Source organism: Pseudomonas sp. 05N432, from assembly GCF_056396945.1.
The window spans coordinates 143,373-161,442 of the sequence record NZ_JBFTMM010000002.1 but is presented as its reverse complement, the minus strand read 5'-3'; the positions used below and the strand labels follow the sequence as shown (position 1 = coordinate 161,442).

19 protein-coding genes are annotated in these 18,070 nt (G+C 59.8%); 2 read left to right on the top strand and 17 right to left on the bottom strand.

Going from position 1 to position 18,070, the window contains the following annotated elements; genetic code table 11:
- Window positions 1–2: 2 nt before the first annotated feature.
- The 14 genes from AC1DHT_RS03030 to AC1DHT_RS02965 all read right to left on the bottom strand — a co-directional run bounded on the left by AC1DHT_RS03030 (window position 3) and on the right by AC1DHT_RS02965 (window position 11,470).
- The gene (locus AC1DHT_RS03030) at window positions 3–602 is read right to left on the bottom strand and encodes a YmfQ family protein (RefSeq protein WP_427544594.1); all 600 of its coding nucleotides are present in this window, start codon (window positions 600–602) and stop codon (window positions 3–5) included.
- The gene (locus AC1DHT_RS03025) at window positions 590–1,630 is read right to left on the bottom strand and encodes a baseplate J/gp47 family protein (protein WP_427544596.1); all 1,041 of its coding nucleotides are present in this window, start codon (window positions 1,628–1,630) and stop codon (window positions 590–592) included. The genes AC1DHT_RS03030 and AC1DHT_RS03025 overlap by 13 nt, the downstream gene beginning before the upstream one ends.
- On the bottom strand, window positions 1,620–2,018 hold the full coding sequence (locus tag AC1DHT_RS03020; RefSeq protein WP_054595959.1) for a phage GP46 family protein: 399 nt from the start codon (window positions 2,016–2,018) through the stop codon (window positions 1,620–1,622). The genes AC1DHT_RS03025 and AC1DHT_RS03020 overlap by 11 nt, the downstream gene beginning before the upstream one ends.
- Window positions 2,018–2,527, bottom strand: coding sequence for a phage baseplate assembly protein V (locus AC1DHT_RS03015; protein WP_427544598.1), 510 nt, complete (start codon window positions 2,525–2,527; stop codon window positions 2,018–2,020). The genes AC1DHT_RS03020 and AC1DHT_RS03015 overlap by 1 nt, the downstream gene beginning before the upstream one ends.
- Window positions 2,528–2,718: 191 nt before the next feature.
- Complete coding sequence (locus tag AC1DHT_RS03010) at window positions 2,719–3,759, bottom strand: phage baseplate assembly protein (RefSeq protein WP_427544600.1); 1,041 nt, start codon at window positions 3,757–3,759, stop codon at window positions 2,719–2,721.
- A 3-nt stretch (window positions 3,760–3,762) separates the two neighbouring features.
- Complete coding sequence (locus AC1DHT_RS03005; RefSeq protein WP_427544602.1) at window positions 3,763–5,001, bottom strand: DNA circularization protein; 1,239 nt, start codon at window positions 4,999–5,001, stop codon at window positions 3,763–3,765.
- Entirely contained in the window at window positions 4,988–6,628 is a 1,641-nt protein-coding gene (locus AC1DHT_RS03000; RefSeq protein WP_427544604.1) for a phage tail tape measure protein, read from the bottom strand. The genes AC1DHT_RS03005 and AC1DHT_RS03000 overlap by 14 nt, the downstream gene beginning before the upstream one ends.
- Window positions 6,629–6,758: 130 nt before the next feature.
- Window positions 6,759–7,055 (bottom strand): phage tail assembly protein, encoded by a 297-nt coding sequence (locus tag AC1DHT_RS02995; protein ID WP_427544606.1) that lies wholly within the window; start codon window positions 7,053–7,055, stop codon window positions 6,759–6,761.
- On the bottom strand, window positions 7,052–7,399 hold the full coding sequence (locus AC1DHT_RS02990; protein ID WP_054595953.1) for a phage tail tube protein: 348 nt from the start codon (window positions 7,397–7,399) through the stop codon (window positions 7,052–7,054). The genes AC1DHT_RS02995 and AC1DHT_RS02990 overlap by 4 nt, the downstream gene beginning before the upstream one ends.
- Before the next feature lie 66 nt (window positions 7,400–7,465).
- Window positions 7,466–8,962, bottom strand: a complete 1,497-nt coding sequence (locus AC1DHT_RS02985; protein ID WP_427533347.1) for a phage tail sheath subtilisin-like domain-containing protein — start codon at window positions 8,960–8,962, stop codon at window positions 7,466–7,468.
- A complete protein-coding gene (locus tag AC1DHT_RS02980; protein WP_054595951.1) occupies window positions 8,962–9,144 on the bottom strand; it encodes a DUF2635 domain-containing protein in 183 nt (60 codons plus the stop codon). The genes AC1DHT_RS02985 and AC1DHT_RS02980 overlap by 1 nt, the downstream gene beginning before the upstream one ends.
- Window positions 9,141–9,725: a phage tail terminator protein gene (locus AC1DHT_RS02975; protein WP_427544608.1), complete on the bottom strand. Its 585-nt coding sequence runs from the start codon at window positions 9,723–9,725 to the stop codon at window positions 9,141–9,143. The genes AC1DHT_RS02980 and AC1DHT_RS02975 overlap by 4 nt, the downstream gene beginning before the upstream one ends.
- A gap of 162 nt (window positions 9,726–9,887) precedes the next feature.
- Window positions 9,888–10,235, bottom strand: coding sequence for a phage holin family protein (locus AC1DHT_RS02970; protein WP_427544610.1), 348 nt, complete (start codon window positions 10,233–10,235; stop codon window positions 9,888–9,890).
- A gap of 500 nt (window positions 10,236–10,735) precedes the next feature.
- Window positions 10,736–11,470: an XRE family transcriptional regulator gene (locus AC1DHT_RS02965; RefSeq protein ID WP_427533364.1), complete on the bottom strand. Its 735-nt coding sequence runs from the start codon at window positions 11,468–11,470 to the stop codon at window positions 10,736–10,738.
- 200 nt (window positions 11,471–11,670) lie between these two features.
- Here AC1DHT_RS02965 and mutS point away from each other — a divergent pair, with 200 nt between their 5' ends.
- Window positions 11,671–14,250 (top strand): DNA mismatch repair protein MutS, encoded by a 2,580-nt coding sequence (gene mutS, locus AC1DHT_RS02960; RefSeq protein ID WP_427544612.1) that lies wholly within the window; start codon window positions 11,671–11,673, stop codon window positions 14,248–14,250.
- Window positions 14,251–14,393: 143 nt separating this feature from the next.
- Window positions 14,394–14,717 carry a ferredoxin FdxA gene (gene fdxA / locus AC1DHT_RS02955; RefSeq protein WP_427544614.1) on the top strand — a complete coding sequence of 108 codons (324 nt, stop codon included), beginning with the start codon at window positions 14,394–14,396 and terminating at the stop codon, window positions 14,715–14,717.
- 529 nt (window positions 14,718–15,246) lie between these two features.
- Here the strand turns inward: fdxA and rpoS are convergent.
- From rpoS to AC1DHT_RS02940, 3 genes are all read right to left on the bottom strand, one after another.
- Window positions 15,247–16,251: an RNA polymerase sigma factor RpoS gene (rpoS, locus tag AC1DHT_RS02950; protein WP_019692114.1), complete on the bottom strand. Its 1,005-nt coding sequence runs from the start codon at window positions 16,249–16,251 to the stop codon at window positions 15,247–15,249.
- Between the two features lie 105 nt (window positions 16,252–16,356).
- Window positions 16,357–17,214, bottom strand: coding sequence for a peptidoglycan DD-metalloendopeptidase family protein (locus AC1DHT_RS02945; RefSeq protein ID WP_477761259.1), 858 nt, complete (start codon window positions 17,212–17,214; stop codon window positions 16,357–16,359).
- Between the two features lie 211 nt (window positions 17,215–17,425).
- Window positions 17,426–18,061, bottom strand: coding sequence for a protein-L-isoaspartate(D-aspartate) O-methyltransferase (locus tag AC1DHT_RS02940; protein WP_427544633.1), 636 nt, complete (start codon window positions 18,059–18,061; stop codon window positions 17,426–17,428).
- Between the last annotated feature and the right edge of the window lie 9 nt (window positions 18,062–18,070).

Below are 18,070 nucleotides of genomic sequence, written 5' to 3'. Positions count from 1 at the left end.
CCCTAGTCATAATTGATGTGCACCAGCGTATGCGCCGGTGCACTGCGGTGGATCAAACACTCCAGCGCCGAGCCCGGGTTCATGCCAAAGCGTTCGCCCCAGTAACTGGCACCGAAGCGCCGCCCCAACAGCAAGCGACCGCCGGTGTTGAGGGTCCACATGAACTGCGCCTGCGAGGTACCGAAGTGCGCCGCACCGAAACGCGAGCGGCCCATGCGCGGGGCTTCGAGTTCGGTGATGGTGGCGTTCGGGTAGCCCTGGGTGCGGGCGATTTCGACGAAGTAGCTGATTGCCTGGCTGCCAACCGCGAGCAGCCGCCGGCGTACCGCGAGGCGGCGGTCGTCGAACAGCGGGGTCAGGCCCAGGCATGGATCGGGCAGGTTCATCACCCGTTCCCAGTCCGGCACCAGTTCGCTGACGCCGGCCGGGTCCATTTCGTTGAGCAGGTCGGCGGCGCGGGCGTCGAGACGTGCCAGTTCCTGGGAGACGCCTTCCAGCACTTGCTCCAGTTCCGGTACCCGCTCCGGGTCCCAGGCCGGGCCGCTGGGCAGCAGGCTGCGCAGTTGGGCCTGGTATTGCGCGGCGGTTCTTATTCCAGCCATACGCAGCCTCCGAACGTCAGCAGCTGATTGCTCGCGGCCGTAACGTCGGCGGCTGGCGCGACCAGTTTGTGATCGCTTTCGCCGGTGGCGCTGCTGATGGCTTCGGCGATGTGAGTCAGCAGCAAGGTTTCACCGAGCCCGGCCTCACGGTTGTGCAAGTCGCGCAACTGCGCTTCGACCGCGGCGCGCACGGCACTGGTGTCGGGGGTCAAACGCAGGTTGTAGGTCACCGGCATCTGCACCGGTGCCAGCACATGCAGCTCGGCAGTGACCGGGCGCAAAGGCTCGATGTACGCCTGGACCAACGCCAGTTGCGTAGCATCCGGAACCGGCTGCGGGTCGTCGTCACGCATGACGAACAAACCGACGGTGCCCGGCCCCAGGTAGCTGCCGCGACACCAGGCGCGGGTGATTCCCGGGCACTCCAGCGCCCAGGTTTCATAGTCTTGCGCCGAGCCGCCGTGAGGGATGATGCGGTACGAGCGGATCACCCGCGAGCGCAGCGATTCGAGGCTTTCGCGAGCGATGCCGCCGGTCAGTCCCGGCGCCAGCACGGTGAAGACTCCACCGATGCCCTGGATCGGTTGCACCGGGATCAGCGTCATGCCCGCATCGGCATTGCCGAGAGACCCGGCGTCCAGCGCGGCGATGGTGGTGCTGTTGAGGCCATTGCTGGTGGTGCTCGCGGCGGTCACTTTGTAGGTGCGACCGTCGCTCGATTGCAGCAGGGTGTCGACATCCAGCACCGCGCCCGCCGTGGCGCTGAAGCTGACGGCTCCCCGGGCGGATTGCGCCGCTTTACGCGGCTGGTTGAGGCGTAGCGCGGCGATGCGTTCCAGGGTCGGTTCATCGGCCTTGTCCGGCAGAATCTGCTCGGCGATCCAGTCCAGATAGCCATACAGGCCAAAGGCTGCACCGCCGAGGGTTCGGGCCAGAACTTGCGCATCGGACTGGCGCAGCGAATCGCTGGCCAGGTCGCTTTGGGTGCGCTTGATCAGCACCGGCAGCGAAGGCGTTTCAAACGGCATAGGTCACCTGCCAACTGTGTTCAGGGTTGATGTCCAGACGCTCACCGTCAGCCAGGGTCAGGACCGTGCGCAGGTTCAAGCGCTGGTCGTCGAGGCGTTCGCTGAGAATCTCGATGGCGCTGCAATGGCCGTCGTCGATCAGCCATTGCAGGGCTTCGCGGGCATAAAATTCGGCGTCGAGCTGGGTCTGCCGGGTCAACTTGACCCGGCGCAGCAGCCACAGGCGCGAGCCGATACGGTCGTCGGCCACCGTGGGAAAACTGTCGCCCCACCAGCCGAAGCGTTCGTCGTCATCGAGGAAGTCATCATCGGCGGCGCGGCGCCAGGTGAAGAGGCTGATCAGCACCGAACGGGTCAGTGCGGTTTTGAGGTCATGACTGATGAACATCACTGACCTCCTGCAGGGGCAGCGGTCTGGCCGTTGCCCGGCTGGACGCCCGGATGCACGTGTTTGATCTGGCTGATACCGCCAGCGACCTGGTCCCCCTGGGAGACGATCTTGCCGGTCTGGGTCAGGGTCGGCGTGTCGATGTTCACAGCACTGCTGGCGCGGATGTTCAGCGTGGTGGTTTCGATGTCGATGATCCGTCCGCGCTTGAAGTGGACCTTGTCCCCTTCGTCGGTGTAGATCGCCACTTCACCGGGCGCCAGCGCCTTGAGGCGATAGCGGCGATCGGCGACCACCAGCACCACGGCATGAGAGCGATCTCCGCCGAGAAAGGTCGCGATACCTTCGGCACCGGCCAGCGGGTTGCTGGTGAAACCGTAGGGTTCGAAGTGCTCCATGTCGTCGTTCACTTCGCCGGCAGTCAGGCGCATTTGCAGCGATTGCAGCTTGGTAGCCGAATTGGCGAGCACGACAGTGCCGCGCGCCAAGAGGCGTGTCAGTAGGCTCATTGGGTTTTCCTTGAATATCGGGTGAGGCCCGGCAGGCGATGCACCTGTAGCAGCTGGCGAAGCCTGCGTTCGGCTGCGCAGCAGTCGTGAAACCTGTATCGACGATTAACCTGAAGTATCGCAGCGCCTGAATTCACGACTGCTTCGCAGCCGAACGCAGGCTTCGCCAGCTGCTACGAATGAATGTGGACTCAGGCTTTGGGCGGCACCGGGTTGGCGTCGAAGGTATGCGGCGGCGCCACTTGCAGGGTGGTGATGGAGCCCTGTTCAGAAAGCGAGTAAGTGACCTTCGAGATCAGCATGTCCTGATCAAAACCCAGCACCTTGTCGACCACCCTGACCTGCGTGTTGTGCCGCCACAAATCGCCGTTGGATTGCCGCCAGCCTTGCACGCGATAGGTCGTCGTCAGGGCTTTGCCAGTGCGGGTAGCGCTTTCCCAATCGGCGCGTTGCTGCGCCAGTTCCGTCGTCAGTTGCGCACTTTCGCTGATCACCGTGACCCGTTTGCGTTGGGCCGTGGCATCGATCGCTACACCCGACACCTCGCTCACAGCGCTGCCGCTTTTGCTGTCGCTGCCCTTGTGCTGGCCAATCACCCGGTATTCAGAAAAGACCTGGCTGAAATCCATCGGCGCGTTGGCCGAGAGAATGTTCTTGCCCAGCTCCAGCACATCACTGGCCCGCCCGCCGCTGCCGGGTTTCGCCAGCAGCACACGGCCTTCGGCATCGTCTGTGGAGAACACCCGATACAGGGTCAGCAAGCGGTCGATGGACTGAAACACCGTTTCTCCCGGGACAATGCTGTGTTTATTCAACTTGGCGGTTTGTGTGATCTCGCTGACCACCCCCACGCCATAAGGCGATGCCAGGGCCTGGACGATGCTCAGCACGCTTTGTTCCTGCCATTGGCTCGGACGGTTGATCGCCGCACAATCCACCAGGTCCCGGGTCAGCGAACTGCCCTCGATACTCAGGCTGATCTGCTTGCCGTCGTAACTGATCGGTGCCTTGTAGACGTGCCCCGTGAGCACCAGATCGCAACCGATCCGCACCTGGCAACGCGAACCGGGCTTGATCGGCACCGCCAGGGTTTGCCCCGGCCATTGCCAGGTGATGTTGAGTGTGAAGGTGCGGAACTGACGCTCCAGGTCCGCACTGATTTCCACGCTTTTCCAGCCGCCATAATCCAGACCGTTAACAGTCAGGCTGACGGCGTTTGCAAGGTCGGTCATGGTCTACTCCCGGGCGATTTGCAGGCCGCCCGGGGGCAGGAATCCAAAGTGGATCACCCCGTTGCGTTGCGTCACTTCACTCACCCGAGTGGCATCCCCCAGGTATTTGTAGGTGAGCACCAGTGCCGGCATGCTCTGATTGGGAGACAACGTGATCAGCCGCACACCGGAGGATGCCACCGCCGTCAGATGCCCGAACAGTTGCTGGCGCATGGCATTGAGCGCTTGATAATGCACGGCATCCGCCTTGAGGGCGGCTTGCCAGATTGCTTCATTGAGCGCATCGCGCAAGGTCAGCACATCGTCGGCCACCGGCACGTCCACCCGCTGCACCGGTTGCACCGCTTGCTGCGCCAAAGACGGCGTGGAGTTCAGTTTGACCACCGGGGTCGCCACCGGCATCCGCGCCACTTGATAGCCGAGCTTCACCAACAACGCGTCCTGCACCAGATTGGCCATGGCCTGAGCCGCCGCCACCGTGTCCTTGCCGGTGGTGAGCTTGGGAGCGTCGATCTTTTTCACCGCTTCAACCTGCTGCGAGGCGCTGGCGAGCACGCCACGGTAACCCTCACGAGCGAAGTCCCCGAGCTCCTTGATGTCACCCAGCAAACCCTTGAACTCCGCGCTCACTTCACGGGGCAGTTCCTTGATCGCCTTGACCAGCAAACTGAGTTCCTTGTAGGTCTCGATAACCTCCTTGAACTCATGCTCGATGACCTCGTAGACATCTTTGAGGCTGTCACGCAGTTCCTTGATGCCGATCCGTGCCGCCTTGATGAGGCTCATGGCATCTTCGAAACGACCTACCATCGATCCCAACAAGCTGTCGGCCGACACCAGCAATTGCTCGCGAGTGTTGACCTGAGCGGTGGGGAACTGCAGCGGCTGGTCGGGGTAGAACTTCAGGGCGAACGTCACCAGCCCGCCGTCCTGACGGGTCTGGGTCATTTCGCATTCGCCGACCTTGACCTGCATCCGTCCCAGCCACGGATGAACCAGTTCACCCGCGCCCTCCTCCAGCGCCTTGAGCAGTTTGTCACGTTGCTCCAGGCAATCGGGCCCAACGATAAAAGCCGTCAGGTCGTGGATCTTCGCCTGTTGGCCAAGGCCCTCGAAGAACGGCTGGTCACGCTGGGGATACTCATGCAACTGACCTTTCTGGCCGACCGGGGTTTTCGCCTGATCGACCCAGAATCCGACGCCGCGAAACGACGCCGGCAACAAACGATCACGCCAACTCATTGGAACCTCCTAGAGACAGTGAGCGATAGCCAATCTGCGACGTCACGGCCAGGCCAGGCTGGTTGGTCTGTGGTTGATCGGTACGCATGCCGGCCGGTGCATTTTCAAAGCGCACCGTCAGGCCGCCTTCCAGTTGCGCACGGTTGTTGGCGGCGCTTTGTTGCACCAGGGCGTTGGAGCCTTTCGGCAAATCGCTCGACAGCGACGCTTGATCGCTACTGGCACCGAAAAACGCTGGCGCCAGTTCACCTTTGCCTTCGGCGTTGGTTTTCTGTTGCGCCTCGGTCAAGCCTTCGACCTTGCCGGTGATCTTCGCGATGAAGCCACTGACACTGCCGCCGAACAGGTCCTTGATCGGTTCGATAATCGCCTTGAGCTTTTCCCACAGCCCACTGAACCACGCGATGATCGGCGTCCAGTGTTCGGTAATCATCTGCATCGGTGACCAGTCGAACAGCGTTTTGAACAGTTCCCCGACCGGGGCCGTGACACTGGTCAGCGAGTCCCACAAGCCGGAGAAGAACTCACTCAGCGGCTCCCAAGCGGCACTGACCTGCGCCATCGGCGACCAGTCGAACAGGCTTTTAAGGAAGCCCACCACCGGCACGGACAGTGCCCGAAGCAAATCCCAGATCGCTGAAAACAATCCAACCAGCGGTTGCCAGTTGTTAACGATCATCCCCAACGGAGTCCAGGAAAACAGTGCCTTGAAGAAGTCGATGACCGGCACAGCAACGGCTTTGACCCCTTGCCAAAGCGAACTGAAGAAGCTGCTGATCGGACGCCAGTTGGCGATGATCATCCCCAATGGCGTCCAGCTGAAGATCACCTTGAACGCGTCGAACAGCAGCGAAGCCGCCGCTTTGATCACGTCCCAGAGCGCGGCGAACACCTGACTGATTGGCCCCCAGTTGTTGATGATCATCCCCAGCGGCGTGAAGGCGAACATCGTCTTGAAGAACTCGACCATCGGCATGACAACCGGTGCAATCTCTTGCCAGAGCCCGGCGAAAAACGCCGAGATCGGTTTCCAGTTCGCAACGATCACCCCGGCCACCAACGCAATACCCATGGCAACCAACATCAGCGGGCTGGTCTTGAGCACCGTGCTCATCAGGTCAAGCGCTTGTGAAGCACCCGTAACCGCCGATTGAATGGCCGAGAACGCAATAGCGCCCGCGGCAATGCCCTGGACCAGCTCCGGGTTGTCGTTGAGCAAGGTTCCGACGCCATTGAGCAACGGCTCAAGACCGACCACCACCGCGCTGACTGCTGGCAGTAACGCGGCGTCAACCGCAACCGAGACCTTGTCCATCGAAGCGCTGAAAACGTTCAGGTTTTGCGCAGCACTTTTGGGCACGCTCGGTACATCGACGCTTTTTGCCGTCTCACCGACCTCAGCCAATTTGCCCTGAAACGCTGCCGCCGACTTGATACCTTCGACGAAGGGCGTGACCACGCTACCGCCCTTGAACAAGCCGCTGATATCCAGCTTGCCCAGGCCGGCCTGCTCGAGGTTGTTTTTGAAGCCATCGACTTTCGCCCGAAGGTCCTTGAGCTTGGGCGACAGTTCATCGATGCCTGTCAGCAAGACCGCTTTTTTTTCAATCTTTTCTGTCTCTGCCATCACTGCACCTGCTGCATCGCATTGATCCGTTGCGCGTGCTCCAGTGATTCGCGGAGCACGTCCAGTGGCCTGGCCATCATCTGTTCGGGGTCAACCTTCCAGAACCAGGCCAGGTCATAGGCGACAGCGATCAGGTCGGTGATGGCGCCGATGCCGCACTCATGAAAAAACTCGCGACAGCCCAGCTCAGCGCGTTGAGGTCAGCCAGGTCCAACTGGTTGACCGACGACGGCGGGATGCCGGCGCAGACTGCGATGTATTTGGCCGCGACATCCATGTCCAGGCTGACTTCTTCGCTCTTGTCGATCTTGTACGGCAGCGCCTTGATCGCCCGCACCTCCTGCACCGTCGGACGGCGCAGGGTCAGTTCGGTCAGCGGCTCGCCGTGGGCCTCGATGGCCACTTGCAGCTTCACGGTTTGAGTCATTGCCAGGTCCCCTTCACACCTTCGAAGACCAATGCGATAGACGCGTCATCGCCCTTGGAAATCGGCGCATCGACCAGGTAGGCACCGGCCAGCACGAAGACTTTGCCGTTGCTGAATTCGCAGGTGACGGTCATGTCGGTACCGGCGATCAGCTGCTTGAGCGGGAAGTCCGGGGTGTGCAGCGCCGTCACCTTGAACGATGGGGTGATGTCGGTTTCCTTGTAGAAACCCGGCACCAGTGTTTCGCGTTTGGTGGACATCAGCGGCGCTTCGCAGCCACCGTTGATGGTCAGTTGAGCGCCGTCCACTTTGACGTAGCAGGTGCCCGCAATCAGTTGACCCATGGTGTTTCTCCCTTCAATAAAAAGCCCACGCGAGGTGGGCTGAACTCATACAGTGAAACGCGGCATTCAAGCCGCGTTGTCGTACTGCAAACGGAATTGGTTGAGCAGCGCGAACACACGCAGGCCGTTGATGTAATCCGGCGGGAACAGCACGTTGACGCGGCTCGGGTCCTGGCTGTCGCGCTCGACGATCAGGTGTTCGGCGAACAGCTCGGCGTTCTCGACGTGGCCTTCCAGTTCGAGCTTGGCGTACTGGGCGATCAGCTCACCGCGAATGGTGCTCGGGGTCACGATCGGCTGGCCGGCACCGAAACGGGTGCCGTCGGCGGCCAGTTTGTGGCGACCGTACTTGCTGGTAATCACGCTTTGCAGACGACGCACGATGAACGCCGACTGGTGCATGGTTTCGCTGTCCAGGTAGGAGTTGTCTGCCTGGCCGTAAGCGTTTTTCTGATAGGTGGTGATCGCTCGCTGAATGCGCACGTAGCCGCCTTCGTAGTACGCGGTAGCGATGCCGTAGTTGAGCAGCGACTGGCGCTCGGTCAGGGTGAAACGCTCACTGGCCGGAGCCGGCTCGACGCCCGGTAGGCTGCCGCTTTGGGTCGGACGGCTGGCGTCGGCAGAGATGAACACCGAAGTCCGCGCAGCCAGTGCGGCCGCCTGAACCCAGAACGGTTGAGGGACACCCAGCTCCAGCGCCTGAATGGTCATGTGCTGGTCGTTACGGGTTTGACCGGCGGCGACCAGGGTGCCAACGGTGCCGCGTTTGGCGGTGTAGACGTGACCGAACAATTGCTTGGCCCACGACCAACGACCGACGCTGTCATCCATGACGGCTTGCCAGGTATTGAGGGTCGCGGTGTCAGTCCACGGCATGCAGATGAATTCGAACGGCTCATCACCCAGCGCAGCGACGGCCGCCACTTGATCCGGCACGCCAGCGCCACCGGCCATTGGGGTGATGGCGGTGGTCAGGCCAGCCGGTGTGTCTTCGCCATTGCTCTTGCCCAGGCGATTGAACTGCAGGCTGATGTCGTTGGCACTATCACCGGTCCATTTAGCGGCCAGGGTAATCACGCCTTCGACCGCAGCGGCGGTAACCGGCAGATCGGCGCTGGCGTTGATTTTCAAGGCCAGTGCAGTTGCGGCCTGAGCCGCGGTTGCCGCATTAACGACAGCCGATTGAACACGCACGCCGCCGACGTACAGGTTGAGCACACCGCTTTCGGTTGCGGTACCAGTCAGGGTCAGCACGCCTTTGGCAATGCTGCCCACGGTGTTGTGCACCGGCAGGCACCAGATTTCGCCGACCGGGTCGGTCTTGCGCCAGGTCTCGTACATCGAGGCCAGCATCGAGCCTTGACCACCGATGCTTTTGGCCAGCGCCACGCTGGACACCAGCACCAGTTTGCCGACCTCGGCGCTGGCAACGTTGTCGTTGACCTGAGCGACGATCAACCGGCGCATGGCCGACGACGCGCTATTGGCTGCCGAATTGTCCATCTCGGCGTAGAACAGCGGAACACGAATGTCCGCAGGAATGTTGCTGAATCCGATCGCCATTATTTGGCTCCCTGTGGTGTTGCCGCTTCCACGGCTTTGGTAGTGATATCGCCATCGGCCAGACGTCGACGCCACCAGGCGTTGTCCGGCACTTCACGGCCTTCGAGAGGCAACAGATCGCCCGCTTCCGGGTCGGGCACGGCACGGCCTTCGGCCGGCAGCACAGTGATGCGTTTGCTCATTGCTTTACGTCTCCAGAGAAAGTCAGTTCCAGGCGCCCGTCAGGCCCCGGACGTTTCAGGTTGGGGTCCGCCGGATCGATCGCATCGACCCGCACGGTCACCCCGGTAAAGGACGACAAGCCGTCCAGTTCACGCTCGTGCCAGGTTTCCGCCGGTTCGCTGGAGCGGTTACGGCCCAGCTGGAATTCGGCGAAAAAGCGCAGGCGATAAAGCAAGCGGCTGTTATTGATCGAAACCAACTCGCCGCCGTCGTATTCAATGGCGTCGTAGTCGCCACCCAACTTGAAGCCCACCAACGCCCGCCACAGCTCGGCCCGCAGCCCTTGCAACTGATCCAGCGCCAGCGCCGCATCCGTGGCATCGAGCAACAGCGTCACCTCGAAGCGATCACGGATGGTTTGCCGAAACGCGTTTTGTGCTGTGTTCTTGCTCGCCAGGTCAGCGATCACCGAGACGTAGGCCGCAGGGATGGGTTGTGGAGGGGTGGTGGGTAGGGTTTGTGGATCAATGCCTACTACCACGCGATTGGCGAGCGACGGGCATTGATCACGGAGCTGTTTGAGGATCGGGGTGATGTACATGGGATTCACCGGGCAATAAAAAACCCGCGCGGTGGCGGGTTTGAGTTAAGGGAAATTACCGCCGATGACCTGCATCCTTGCAGGTCGGGGTCGTTGTCTACGCCCCCCGTCAGCCAGTCCATTGGACTTGTTCAGTGATGATCTTCTTTGCTGCCAGTACCATTAGCGGTCCTGGCTGGAATCACGCGGCGTCACTTCATCAATGCCAATCCGCTTGGCCGCCCAGCGCTCATACAAGCCAATGGCAACATCGGCACCGGCCATCGCGGTGAGGCAGCCGAAAGCACCGGCGGTCCAGATCGACACGCCAGCGGCATACAGCAGCATGATGGTCGAGACCCCGCAGACCATGCAGGCCCCGGAGCGCAGCACCAGGCGCCGCAACAGTGGCCAGCCGCGAGCGCCCTCCTTGTCGGCGCGCCACATTTCGCCGGACACCCCGCCAACCACCGCCAGAGCGATGACCAGCCAGATAGGCATGTCCGCCAACGCTTGCTGCTCGTTTGTCATGTCACGCCTCCTGCGTTGATAAATAGGTGATGGGTTTGTGTGTTGTTCAAACGTTGTCTCTTGGTGTGCCTGACGGTAGGTAGGCATTCCAAAAAGCCCGGTCGCCCGGGCTTTTCAGTAATACGGTCCTTCCGATCTTTCGGCGCTACTGGCGCGGTACGGATCCATTCAAATTGTTCCTCCGACCGCGACCCTGTCCGCCGGATAACTGCTTACGGTGCTTTACGCTGCACACCCGGGTCAGTTGCCAACCCTCTGAACCGTTGAGGCCGGTTCATCGCTGCCTTTGCTGTGGAACTAAAGAGCTTCGTTGCGAGCCGTTGTTGAGCGGCTTGGGACAAAGAATATGCATGGATGCATATACAGTCAATGCATAAATGCATTTATTTGTGCATTGAAAATGCACAAGCGCATGAAAGCCCCGCAAACAAAGGGTGGGATGGTTTTCGTCAGGCGAAAAAAAACCCGCTTGATAGCGGGTTTTGTCTGACAGCTAGGCGTTAGCGGGCGTACATGCCCCACCAGAAGACGTGACCGAGGATGACGATTTGCTCTTCCTGAATTTCCTGGAAGGTGTAGTCCTCATCCGGGTGTTCATCGCGATTGAAGCTACGCAGACGAATGCCGGTAGGCAGACGATAGAGCTGCTTCACCCGCAGTTGGCCGTTATGGTTGATGGCATACAGATCACCATCAACGATATCGCCAATCCCGGACTTGCCGGCGTTGACCCCAACCGTGGCGCCGTCGCGCAGCACCGGCAACATGCTGTTGCCGCGCACGGTGACGCATTTGGCCTGGTCGAACTGCACACCGTTATGCCGCAAGCTGCGTTTGCCGAAGCGCAAGCTTGAGCGTTCGCTTTCTTCGATGACGAATCTTCCTGATCCAGCAGCCAATTCAACCTCGCGAAGAAAGGGGACCGAGACCTCGTCGTCATCGACGGGGGTATCGTCATCCCACAGGCTTATGTCCTTGAGTTCCGAATGCGACTCTTCGCGTGCAGGCGCGATGGCCGGCGCTACATCGGCGCGGCCACGCAACAGGTCAGTGCTCACACGGAAGTACTCGGCGATCTTCGAGATGTGTTTATCCGAAGGATCGACGATCTTCCCGCTGAGAATCCGCGAGAGAGTAGATTGAGGCACGCCAGTGCGACGGTGAAGCTCCGTGGGGGAGATCCCGTGCTGATCGAGCAGTGCTCTTAAGACGGTAGAAACATTGCGTTTTTGCATAACGCGCATAGTGCTCGTTCTTTTCGAAGATGACAAATGCTGATTTGCATAACAAGTGCATAAACCGCAGAAACGTGCAGCGGGCCTTTCATCCCTGCGTAGGTCGGACCGCCCATGGTAACCTTGCGCCCATCGCGGAAAAGCCGGGCCGATGTCCCTCTTTTGCCCCACCCATTTCAACGAATTCGCCTGATTACCTGATGAATAAAGCACTCTCCGATCTGTCTTCCCACACCCCGATGATGCAGCAGTACTGGCGTCTGAAGAATCAGCACCCTGACCAGTTGATGTTCTACCGCATGGGTGACTTCTACGAGATCTTCTATGAAGACGCAAAGAAGGCCGCCAAATTGCTGGACATCACCCTGACCGCCCGTGGGCAGTCGGCCGGGCAGGCGATTCCGATGTGTGGGATTCCTTACCACGCCGCGGAAGGTTACCTGGCGAAACTGGTCAAGCTCGGTGAGTCGGTGGTGATCTGTGAACAGGTCGGCGACCCGGCGACCAGTAAAGGTCCGGTAGACCGTCAGGTGGTACGGATCATCACCCCCGGCACCGTCAGCGATGAAGCGCTGCTGGATGAGCGCCGCGACAACCTGATCGCCGCCGTTCTGGGTGACGAGCGCCTGTTCGGCCTGGCCGTGCTGGACATCACCAGCGGCAACTTCAGCGTGCTGGAGATCAAAGGCTGGGAAAACCTGCTGGCGGAGCTGGAGCGGGTCAATCCGGTCGAGCTGATGATTCCGGACGATTGGCCAAAAGACTTGCCGGCCGAGAAGCGTCGTGGCGTTCGTCGTCGTGCACCGTGGGATTTCGAGCGTGATTCGGCGCTGAAAAGTCTTTGCCAGCAATTTTCCACCCAGGACCTCAAAGGTTTCGGCTGCGAGAACCTGACCCTGGCCATCGGTGCCGCCGGTTGCCTGTTGAGCTACGCCAAGGAAACCCAACGCACCGCCCTGCCGCATTTGCGCAGCCTGCGTCATGAGCGTCTGGACGATACCGTGGTGCTGGACGGTGCAAGCCGGCGCAACCTGGAGCTGGACACCAACCTGGCGGGTGGCCGCGAGAACACCCTGCAATCGGTGGTCGACCGTTGCCAGACTGCCATGGGCAGCCGCTTGCTGACCCGTTGGTTGAATCGCCCGCTGCGCGACTTGAGCGTGCTGCTGGCACGCCAGACCTCGATCACCTGCCTGCTCGACGGTTACCGCTTCGAGAAACTCCAACCGCAGTTGAAAGAGATCGGTGACATCGAGCGGATTCTGGCGCGTATCGGCCTGCGTAACGCTCGCCCGCGTGACCTGGCTCGCCTGCGCGACGCCCTCGGCGCCCTGCCAGAACTGCAAGTGGCGATGACCGAGCTTGAGGCGCCACACCTTCACCAACTGGCCGTGACTACCAGCACCTATCCCGAGCTGGCCGCCCTGTTGGAAAAAGCCATCATCGACAACCCGCCAGCGGTGATCCGCGACGGTGGCGTGTTGAAAACCGGATACGACGCTGAACTCGACGAGCTGCAATCGCTAAGCGAAAACGCCGGACAATTCCTGATCGACCTCGAAGCCCGCGAGAAGGCGCGTACCGGCCTGGCCAACCTGAAAGTCGGCTACAACCGGATTCACGGTTACTTCATCGAACTGCCAAGCAAGCAAGCCGAGCAGGCACCGGCCGATTACATCCGCCGCCAGACCCTCAAAGGGGCCGAGCGGTTCATCACGCCAGAACTCAAAGCCTTCGAAGACAAGGCCCTGTCGGCCAAGAGCCGCGCGCTGGCCCGCGAGAAGATGCTTTACGAAGCCCTGCTCGAAGACCTGATCAGCCAGCTGCCACCGCTGCAGGACACTGCCGCGGCACTGGCTGAGCTGGATGTCTTGAGCAACCTGGCCGAGCGCGCGCTGAACCTTGACCTGAACTGCCCACGGTTCGTCAGCGAGCCGTGCATGCGCATCAGCCAGGGCCGTCACCCGGTGGTTGAACAAGTATTGACCACACCGTTCGTGGCCAACGACCTGAGCCTGGACGACAGCACGCGGATGCTGGTGATTACCGGCCCGAACATGGGCGGTAAATCCACTTATATGCGGCAAACCGCGCTGATCGTGCTGCTGGCGCATATCGGTAGCTTCGTGCCTGCCGCCAGCTGCGAATTGTCGCTGGTGGACCGGATTTTCACCCGGATCGGCTCCAGCGATGACCTGGCCGGTGGTCGTTCGACCTTCATGGTCGAGATGAGCGAAACCGCGAACATCCTGCACAACGCCACCGAACGCAGCCTGGTGCTGATGGACGAGGTCGGCCGCGGTACCAGCACCTTCGACGGTCTGTCGCTGGCCTGGGCAGCAGCCGAGCGCCTGGCGCAGCTGCGCGCTTATACGCTGTTCGCCACCCACTACTTCGAGCTGACGGTACTGCCGGAAAGCCAGCCGCTGGTGGCCAACGTCCACCTCAATGCCACCGAGCACAACGAGCGCATCGTATTCCTCCACCACGTACTGCCTGGCCCTGCCAGCCAGAGCTACGGATTGGCGGTTGCGCAACTGGCCGGCGTCCCCACCGAAGTGATCCTGCGGGCTCGCGAGCATCTGGGTCGACTGGAAGCCACCGCTCTGCCTCACGAAACGGTGCAGCCAAGCAAAGGCAAACAGGTCGCGCCGCAGCAGAGCGATATGTTCGCCAGCCTGCCGCATCCAGTGCTCGATGAACTCGCCAAGCTTAATCTGGATGACATGACTCCGCGTAAGGCGCTCGAAATGCTCTATACATTAAAGACACGGATCTAACGCACTTGCCTGCAAGCTGTTAGAATCTCGCGCGGTTTGGGATGCTGCAGGCAAATAGCCTGGTCTGCAGACTATCGCTCCCAAACCTGGCGACCCCACCGTGAAGGGGCGCAGCACGCCGCCGCCTGAGGAGAGAATTAGAAATGACCTTCGTCGTCACCGACAACTGCATCAAGTGCAAGTACACCGACTGCGTAGAAGTGTGTCCGGTGGACTGCTTTTACGAAGGCCCGAACTTCCTGGTGATTCACCCGGATGAGTGCATCGACTGCGCGCTGTGCGAGCCAGAATGCCCTGCTGTGGCCATCTTCTCTGAAGACGAAGTCCCGAGTGAGATGCAAGAATTCATTCAGTTGAACGTTGAACTGGCCGAGATATGGCCGAACATCACTGAGAAGAAAGATCCGCTGCCGGATGCGGCAGAGTTTGATGGCGTTAAAGGCAAGATCAAAGACCTCGTTCGCTGATCAGTGCCGCGCTCTTGAGCTGCGCTCCCAAAAGGCCCCTTGCGGGGCTTTTTGCGTTTGAGGGGGTTACGACCCTTTTCTACGGGCAAAAAAAAAGGGGCGGTATGACCCGCCCACATTTTTTCCCTATTCCTTGTGTTCCTTTTCATCGTCCTGATGAATCACGTCCCTGCGATGTTCCTTGACCATCATCCTTGATGGCTGTGTCTATCCGTCGACACAGGGTTGATATTAAAGAGTTCCCCGGCAAGAGCAATCGCCTGCCAAGAGCAAATCAGGGTGAAACGACATGTTTAATAATAAAAAATATTATTATAAATCAATCAGTTATCCAATCCAGCCAACAAAGATAGACGACCACTACACGGTAGAAAACCCGAACACTTACGAAAGAGTAAGCCATGGCTTACGCTAACCTGCGAAAGAGTCCGAGCAGCTTCAGGAAAGGTTAAACAGCACATCAATTGTACGAATAACAAAAAGCCCCGAAACAGACGGGGCTTATTGTTATCAGGCGAACGCGCTCCTGCTACTGGAACAGCGACTCGCTCGACAGGCCATTCTTCTCAAGGATTTCCCGCAGGCGTTTCAGACCTTCAACCTGAATCTGTCTGACCCGTTCACGGGTCAGGCCAATCTCCAGGCCTACGTCTTCCAGCGTACTGCTCTCGTGGCCGCGCAGGCCGAAGCGGCGGATCACCACTTCGCGCTGTTTGTCCGTCAGCTCCGAGAGCCACTGATCGATGCTCTGCGACAGGTCATCATCCTGAAGCAGCTCACAAGGATCGGTAGGTCGGTCATCAGTGAGGGTGTCCAGCAGGGTTTTATCCGAATCCGGACCCAGCGAGACGTCGACCGAAGAAACCCGCTCGTTCAGGCCCAGCATGCGCTTGACCTCTCCTACCGGCTTTTCCAGCAGGTTGGCGATTTCTTCGGGTGAGGGTTCATGATCGAGCTTTTGCGTCAGCTCCCGTGCTGCCCGAAGGTAGACGTTGAGCTCTTTCACCACATGAATCGGCAGCCGGATAGTCCGGGTCTGATTCATGATTGCACGCTCGATGGTCTGGCGGATCCACCAGGTCGCGTAGGTCGAAAAGCGGAAGCCGCGCTCCGGGTCGAACTTTTCCACTGCCCGGATCAGTCCGAGGTTGCCCTCTTCGATCAGGTCGAGCAGCGACAGTCCACGATTGACATAGCGTCGGGCGATTTTCACCACCAGCCGCAAGTTGCTTTCAATCATGCGTTTGCGCCCAGCCGGATCGCCACTTTGCGACAGTCGCGCAAAATGAACTTCTTCTTCCGGTGACAACAAGGGGGAAAAGCCGATTTCGTTGAGGTACAACTGGGTAGCATCGAGCGCTCGGGTGTAGTCGATGTACTTATGCTGCTTGAGTGTTGCGGAGTGCCTGGATTTGGCGCGAACTGAAGGCGTAGCTGATCCTTCATTCGACATCTCGTCCGATGCGACGTCGGTCTCCATCAGGAGAACCTCATCGTCGATGTCAAACTCCGGCACTTCTTTACTGAGAGCCATTGTTATAGTCCTTTGGTGAGTTCGACCTCAAGCTCAAGCGACGCCTTTATCCTTGGCAACGCTGGAGCCTGTTCCCTCTACGTGACGGAACAGGCTGGTAACAAATCAACGACGTGGCAGGAATTGCAGCGGATCTACAGGTTTACCTTGTCGGCGAATCTCAAAATGCAGTTTCACCCGGTCTGTACCCGTTGACCCMATTTCGGCAATTGTCTGTCCGACTTTGACCTGCTGCCCCTCCCGAACCAACAGCCTGCGGTTGTGACCGTAGGCACTGACGTAGGTATCGCTGTGTTTGATGATGACCAATTCGCCGTAGCCCCGCAAGCCACTCCCGGCGTAAACCACCGTCCCATCAGACGCAGCTAAAACAGGCTGTCCCAAATCCCCGGCGATATCAATTCCTTTATTCAAACTACCGTTTGAAGAGAATTTTCCAATCAAAATGCCGTTGGATGGCCATCCCCAGCCTGTCGGCGCAGGCCCTGCCGGAGGCAGTGGCGCAGGTGCCGGCTTGTTTGCGACGGACGGTGCAGCCGTCTGTTTCGCGGTGGTCGCACCCGAGGCTGGCCCCCGGGTTACGGTAAATTTGCTCGAAGGAGAAGCGATTGTTCCGGACGGGGTCACCACCTCTGTCGGCGTTGAACCGGAGCGCCCATCGAAGCGAATCGTCTGACCTGGATGGATTGTGTAAGGCGTAGGAATGTTGTTGCGTGCCGCCAGGGCCTTGTAGTCCCAGCCGTAGCGAAACGCGATCGAGAACAGGGTATCGCCGCGACGGACCACGTATTGGCCGGTGGTTACTGCGGGGCGTTGGGCCGCCGCGTTATTACGATCGACCACTCGCACATCGCTTGAACGCGTGCTGGAGCAACCGACCAACAAGGAACTCAAGACAAGGCCAGTCACCAGGCGCTGAAAGCTTGTTGTACCGATACGCTGCGCAATGACTGTGAGACTCACCCGCCGCTCCCTTTGTGGTGGTTGAAGATAAATATCGCCGTATTCAGGCATGAAATGTCGCAAGTATAACTGGCCGTTCGGGCTTTACCGTCGGCAAAGTACAATCGACACACGCACACGTTTGCTGATCGCTGTTCAATCGCGTTTAACCGATCAATGCCGCTGTAAGACCAAGGTAATCAAACAGAATTCAGCGTCTTTAAATAAATGCTTAAACCAGTGGTCCATGGAGCAATGGCACGAAGCGCACGCTCCCCAAAACGCGCCTGGAAAAGCCTTGTTCTTCACGGATGATCAACATCAATTGCTGAACCTCCCCTGAACCAACCGGAATCACCAGCCGCCCACCCGGCGCCAATTGATCGAGCAACGCCTGAGGTACATCGGTCGCCACCGCAGTGACGATAATGCCGTTGTACGGTGCCAGCGCTGGCCAGCCTTCCCAACCGTCGCCCCACCGAAATACCACGTTGCGCAGGTTCAACTCGACCAGGCGCTCCTTGGCGCGATCCTGCAGGACCTTGATGCGCTCGACGGAAAACACCCGCTCGACCAATTGCGACAACACCGCCGTCTGGTATCCGGACCCGGTACCGATCTCCAGCACTTTATCCAGAGGACCGGCCTCCAGCAGCAGTTCGCTCATGCGAGCCACCATATAAGGCTGCGAAATGGTCTGGTTATGGCCGATTGGCAACGCCGTGTCTTCGTAGGCTCGATGCGCCAGGGCTTCATCGACAAACAGATGACGCGGGGTCCGCCGAATGACCTCCAACACCTGGGCGTTGGACAGACCTTCCTCGTACAAGCGCTGGATCAGCCGTTCACGCGTGCGCTGGGAGGTCATGCCGATACC

What these genes read in the sequence shown, in the direction of transcription:
- AC1DHT_RS02985 (WP_427533347.1), bottom strand. Translation starts at nt 8,962, where the DNA reads ATGGCGATCGGATTCAGCAACATTCCTGCGGACATTCGTGTTCCGCTG.
- fdxA (WP_427544614.1), top strand. Translation starts at nt 14,394, where the DNA reads ATGACCTTCGTCGTCACCGACAACTGCATCAAGTGCAAGTACACCGAC.
- AC1DHT_RS02965 (WP_427533364.1), bottom strand. Translation starts at nt 11,470, where the DNA reads ATGCAAAAACGCAATGTTTCTACCGTCTTAAGAGCACTGCTCGATCAG.
- AC1DHT_RS03015 (WP_427544598.1), bottom strand. Translation starts at nt 2,527, where the DNA reads ATGAGCCTACTGACACGCCTCTTGGCGCGCGGCACTGTCGTGCTCGCC.
- AC1DHT_RS03030 (WP_427544594.1), bottom strand. Translation starts at nt 602, where the DNA reads ATGGCTGGAATAAGAACCGCCGCGCAATACCAGGCCCAACTGCGCAGC.
- AC1DHT_RS03010 (WP_427544600.1), bottom strand. Translation starts at nt 3,759, where the DNA reads ATGACCGACCTTGCAAACGCCGTCAGCCTGACTGTTAACGGTCTGGAT.
- AC1DHT_RS02995 (WP_427544606.1), bottom strand. Translation starts at nt 7,055, where the DNA reads ATGACTCAAACCGTGAAGCTGCAAGTGGCCATCGAGGCCCACGGCGAG.
- AC1DHT_RS02970 (WP_427544610.1), bottom strand. Translation starts at nt 10,235, where the DNA reads ATGACAAACGAGCAGCAAGCGTTGGCGGACATGCCTATCTGGCTGGTC.
- AC1DHT_RS02980 (WP_054595951.1), bottom strand. Translation starts at nt 9,144, where the DNA reads ATGAGCAAACGCATCACTGTGCTGCCGGCCGAAGGCCGTGCCGTGCCC.
- AC1DHT_RS03005 (WP_427544602.1), bottom strand. Translation starts at nt 5,001, where the DNA reads ATGAGTTGGCGTGATCGTTTGTTGCCGGCGTCGTTTCGCGGCGTCGGA.
- AC1DHT_RS03025 (WP_427544596.1), bottom strand. Translation starts at nt 1,630, where the DNA reads ATGCCGTTTGAAACGCCTTCGCTGCCGGTGCTGATCAAGCGCACCCAA.
- AC1DHT_RS02940 (WP_427544633.1), bottom strand. Translation starts at nt 18,061, where the DNA reads ATGACCTCCCAGCGCACGCGTGAACGGCTGATCCAGCGCTTGTACGAG.
- rpoS (WP_019692114.1), bottom strand. Translation starts at nt 16,251, where the DNA reads ATGGCTCTCAGTAAAGAAGTGCCGGAGTTTGACATCGACGATGAGGTT.
- AC1DHT_RS02990 (WP_054595953.1), bottom strand. Translation starts at nt 7,399, where the DNA reads ATGGGTCAACTGATTGCGGGCACCTGCTACGTCAAAGTGGACGGCGCT.
- mutS (WP_427544612.1), top strand. Translation starts at nt 11,671, where the DNA reads ATGAATAAAGCACTCTCCGATCTGTCTTCCCACACCCCGATGATGCAG.
- AC1DHT_RS03020 (WP_054595959.1), bottom strand. Translation starts at nt 2,018, where the DNA reads ATGTTCATCAGTCATGACCTCAAAACCGCACTGACCCGTTCGGTGCTG.
- AC1DHT_RS03000 (WP_427544604.1), bottom strand. Translation starts at nt 6,628, where the DNA reads ATGGCAGAGACAGAAAAGATTGAAAAAAAAGCGGTCTTGCTGACAGGC.
- AC1DHT_RS02975 (WP_427544608.1), bottom strand. Translation starts at nt 9,725, where the DNA reads ATGTACATCACCCCGATCCTCAAACAGCTCCGTGATCAATGCCCGTCG.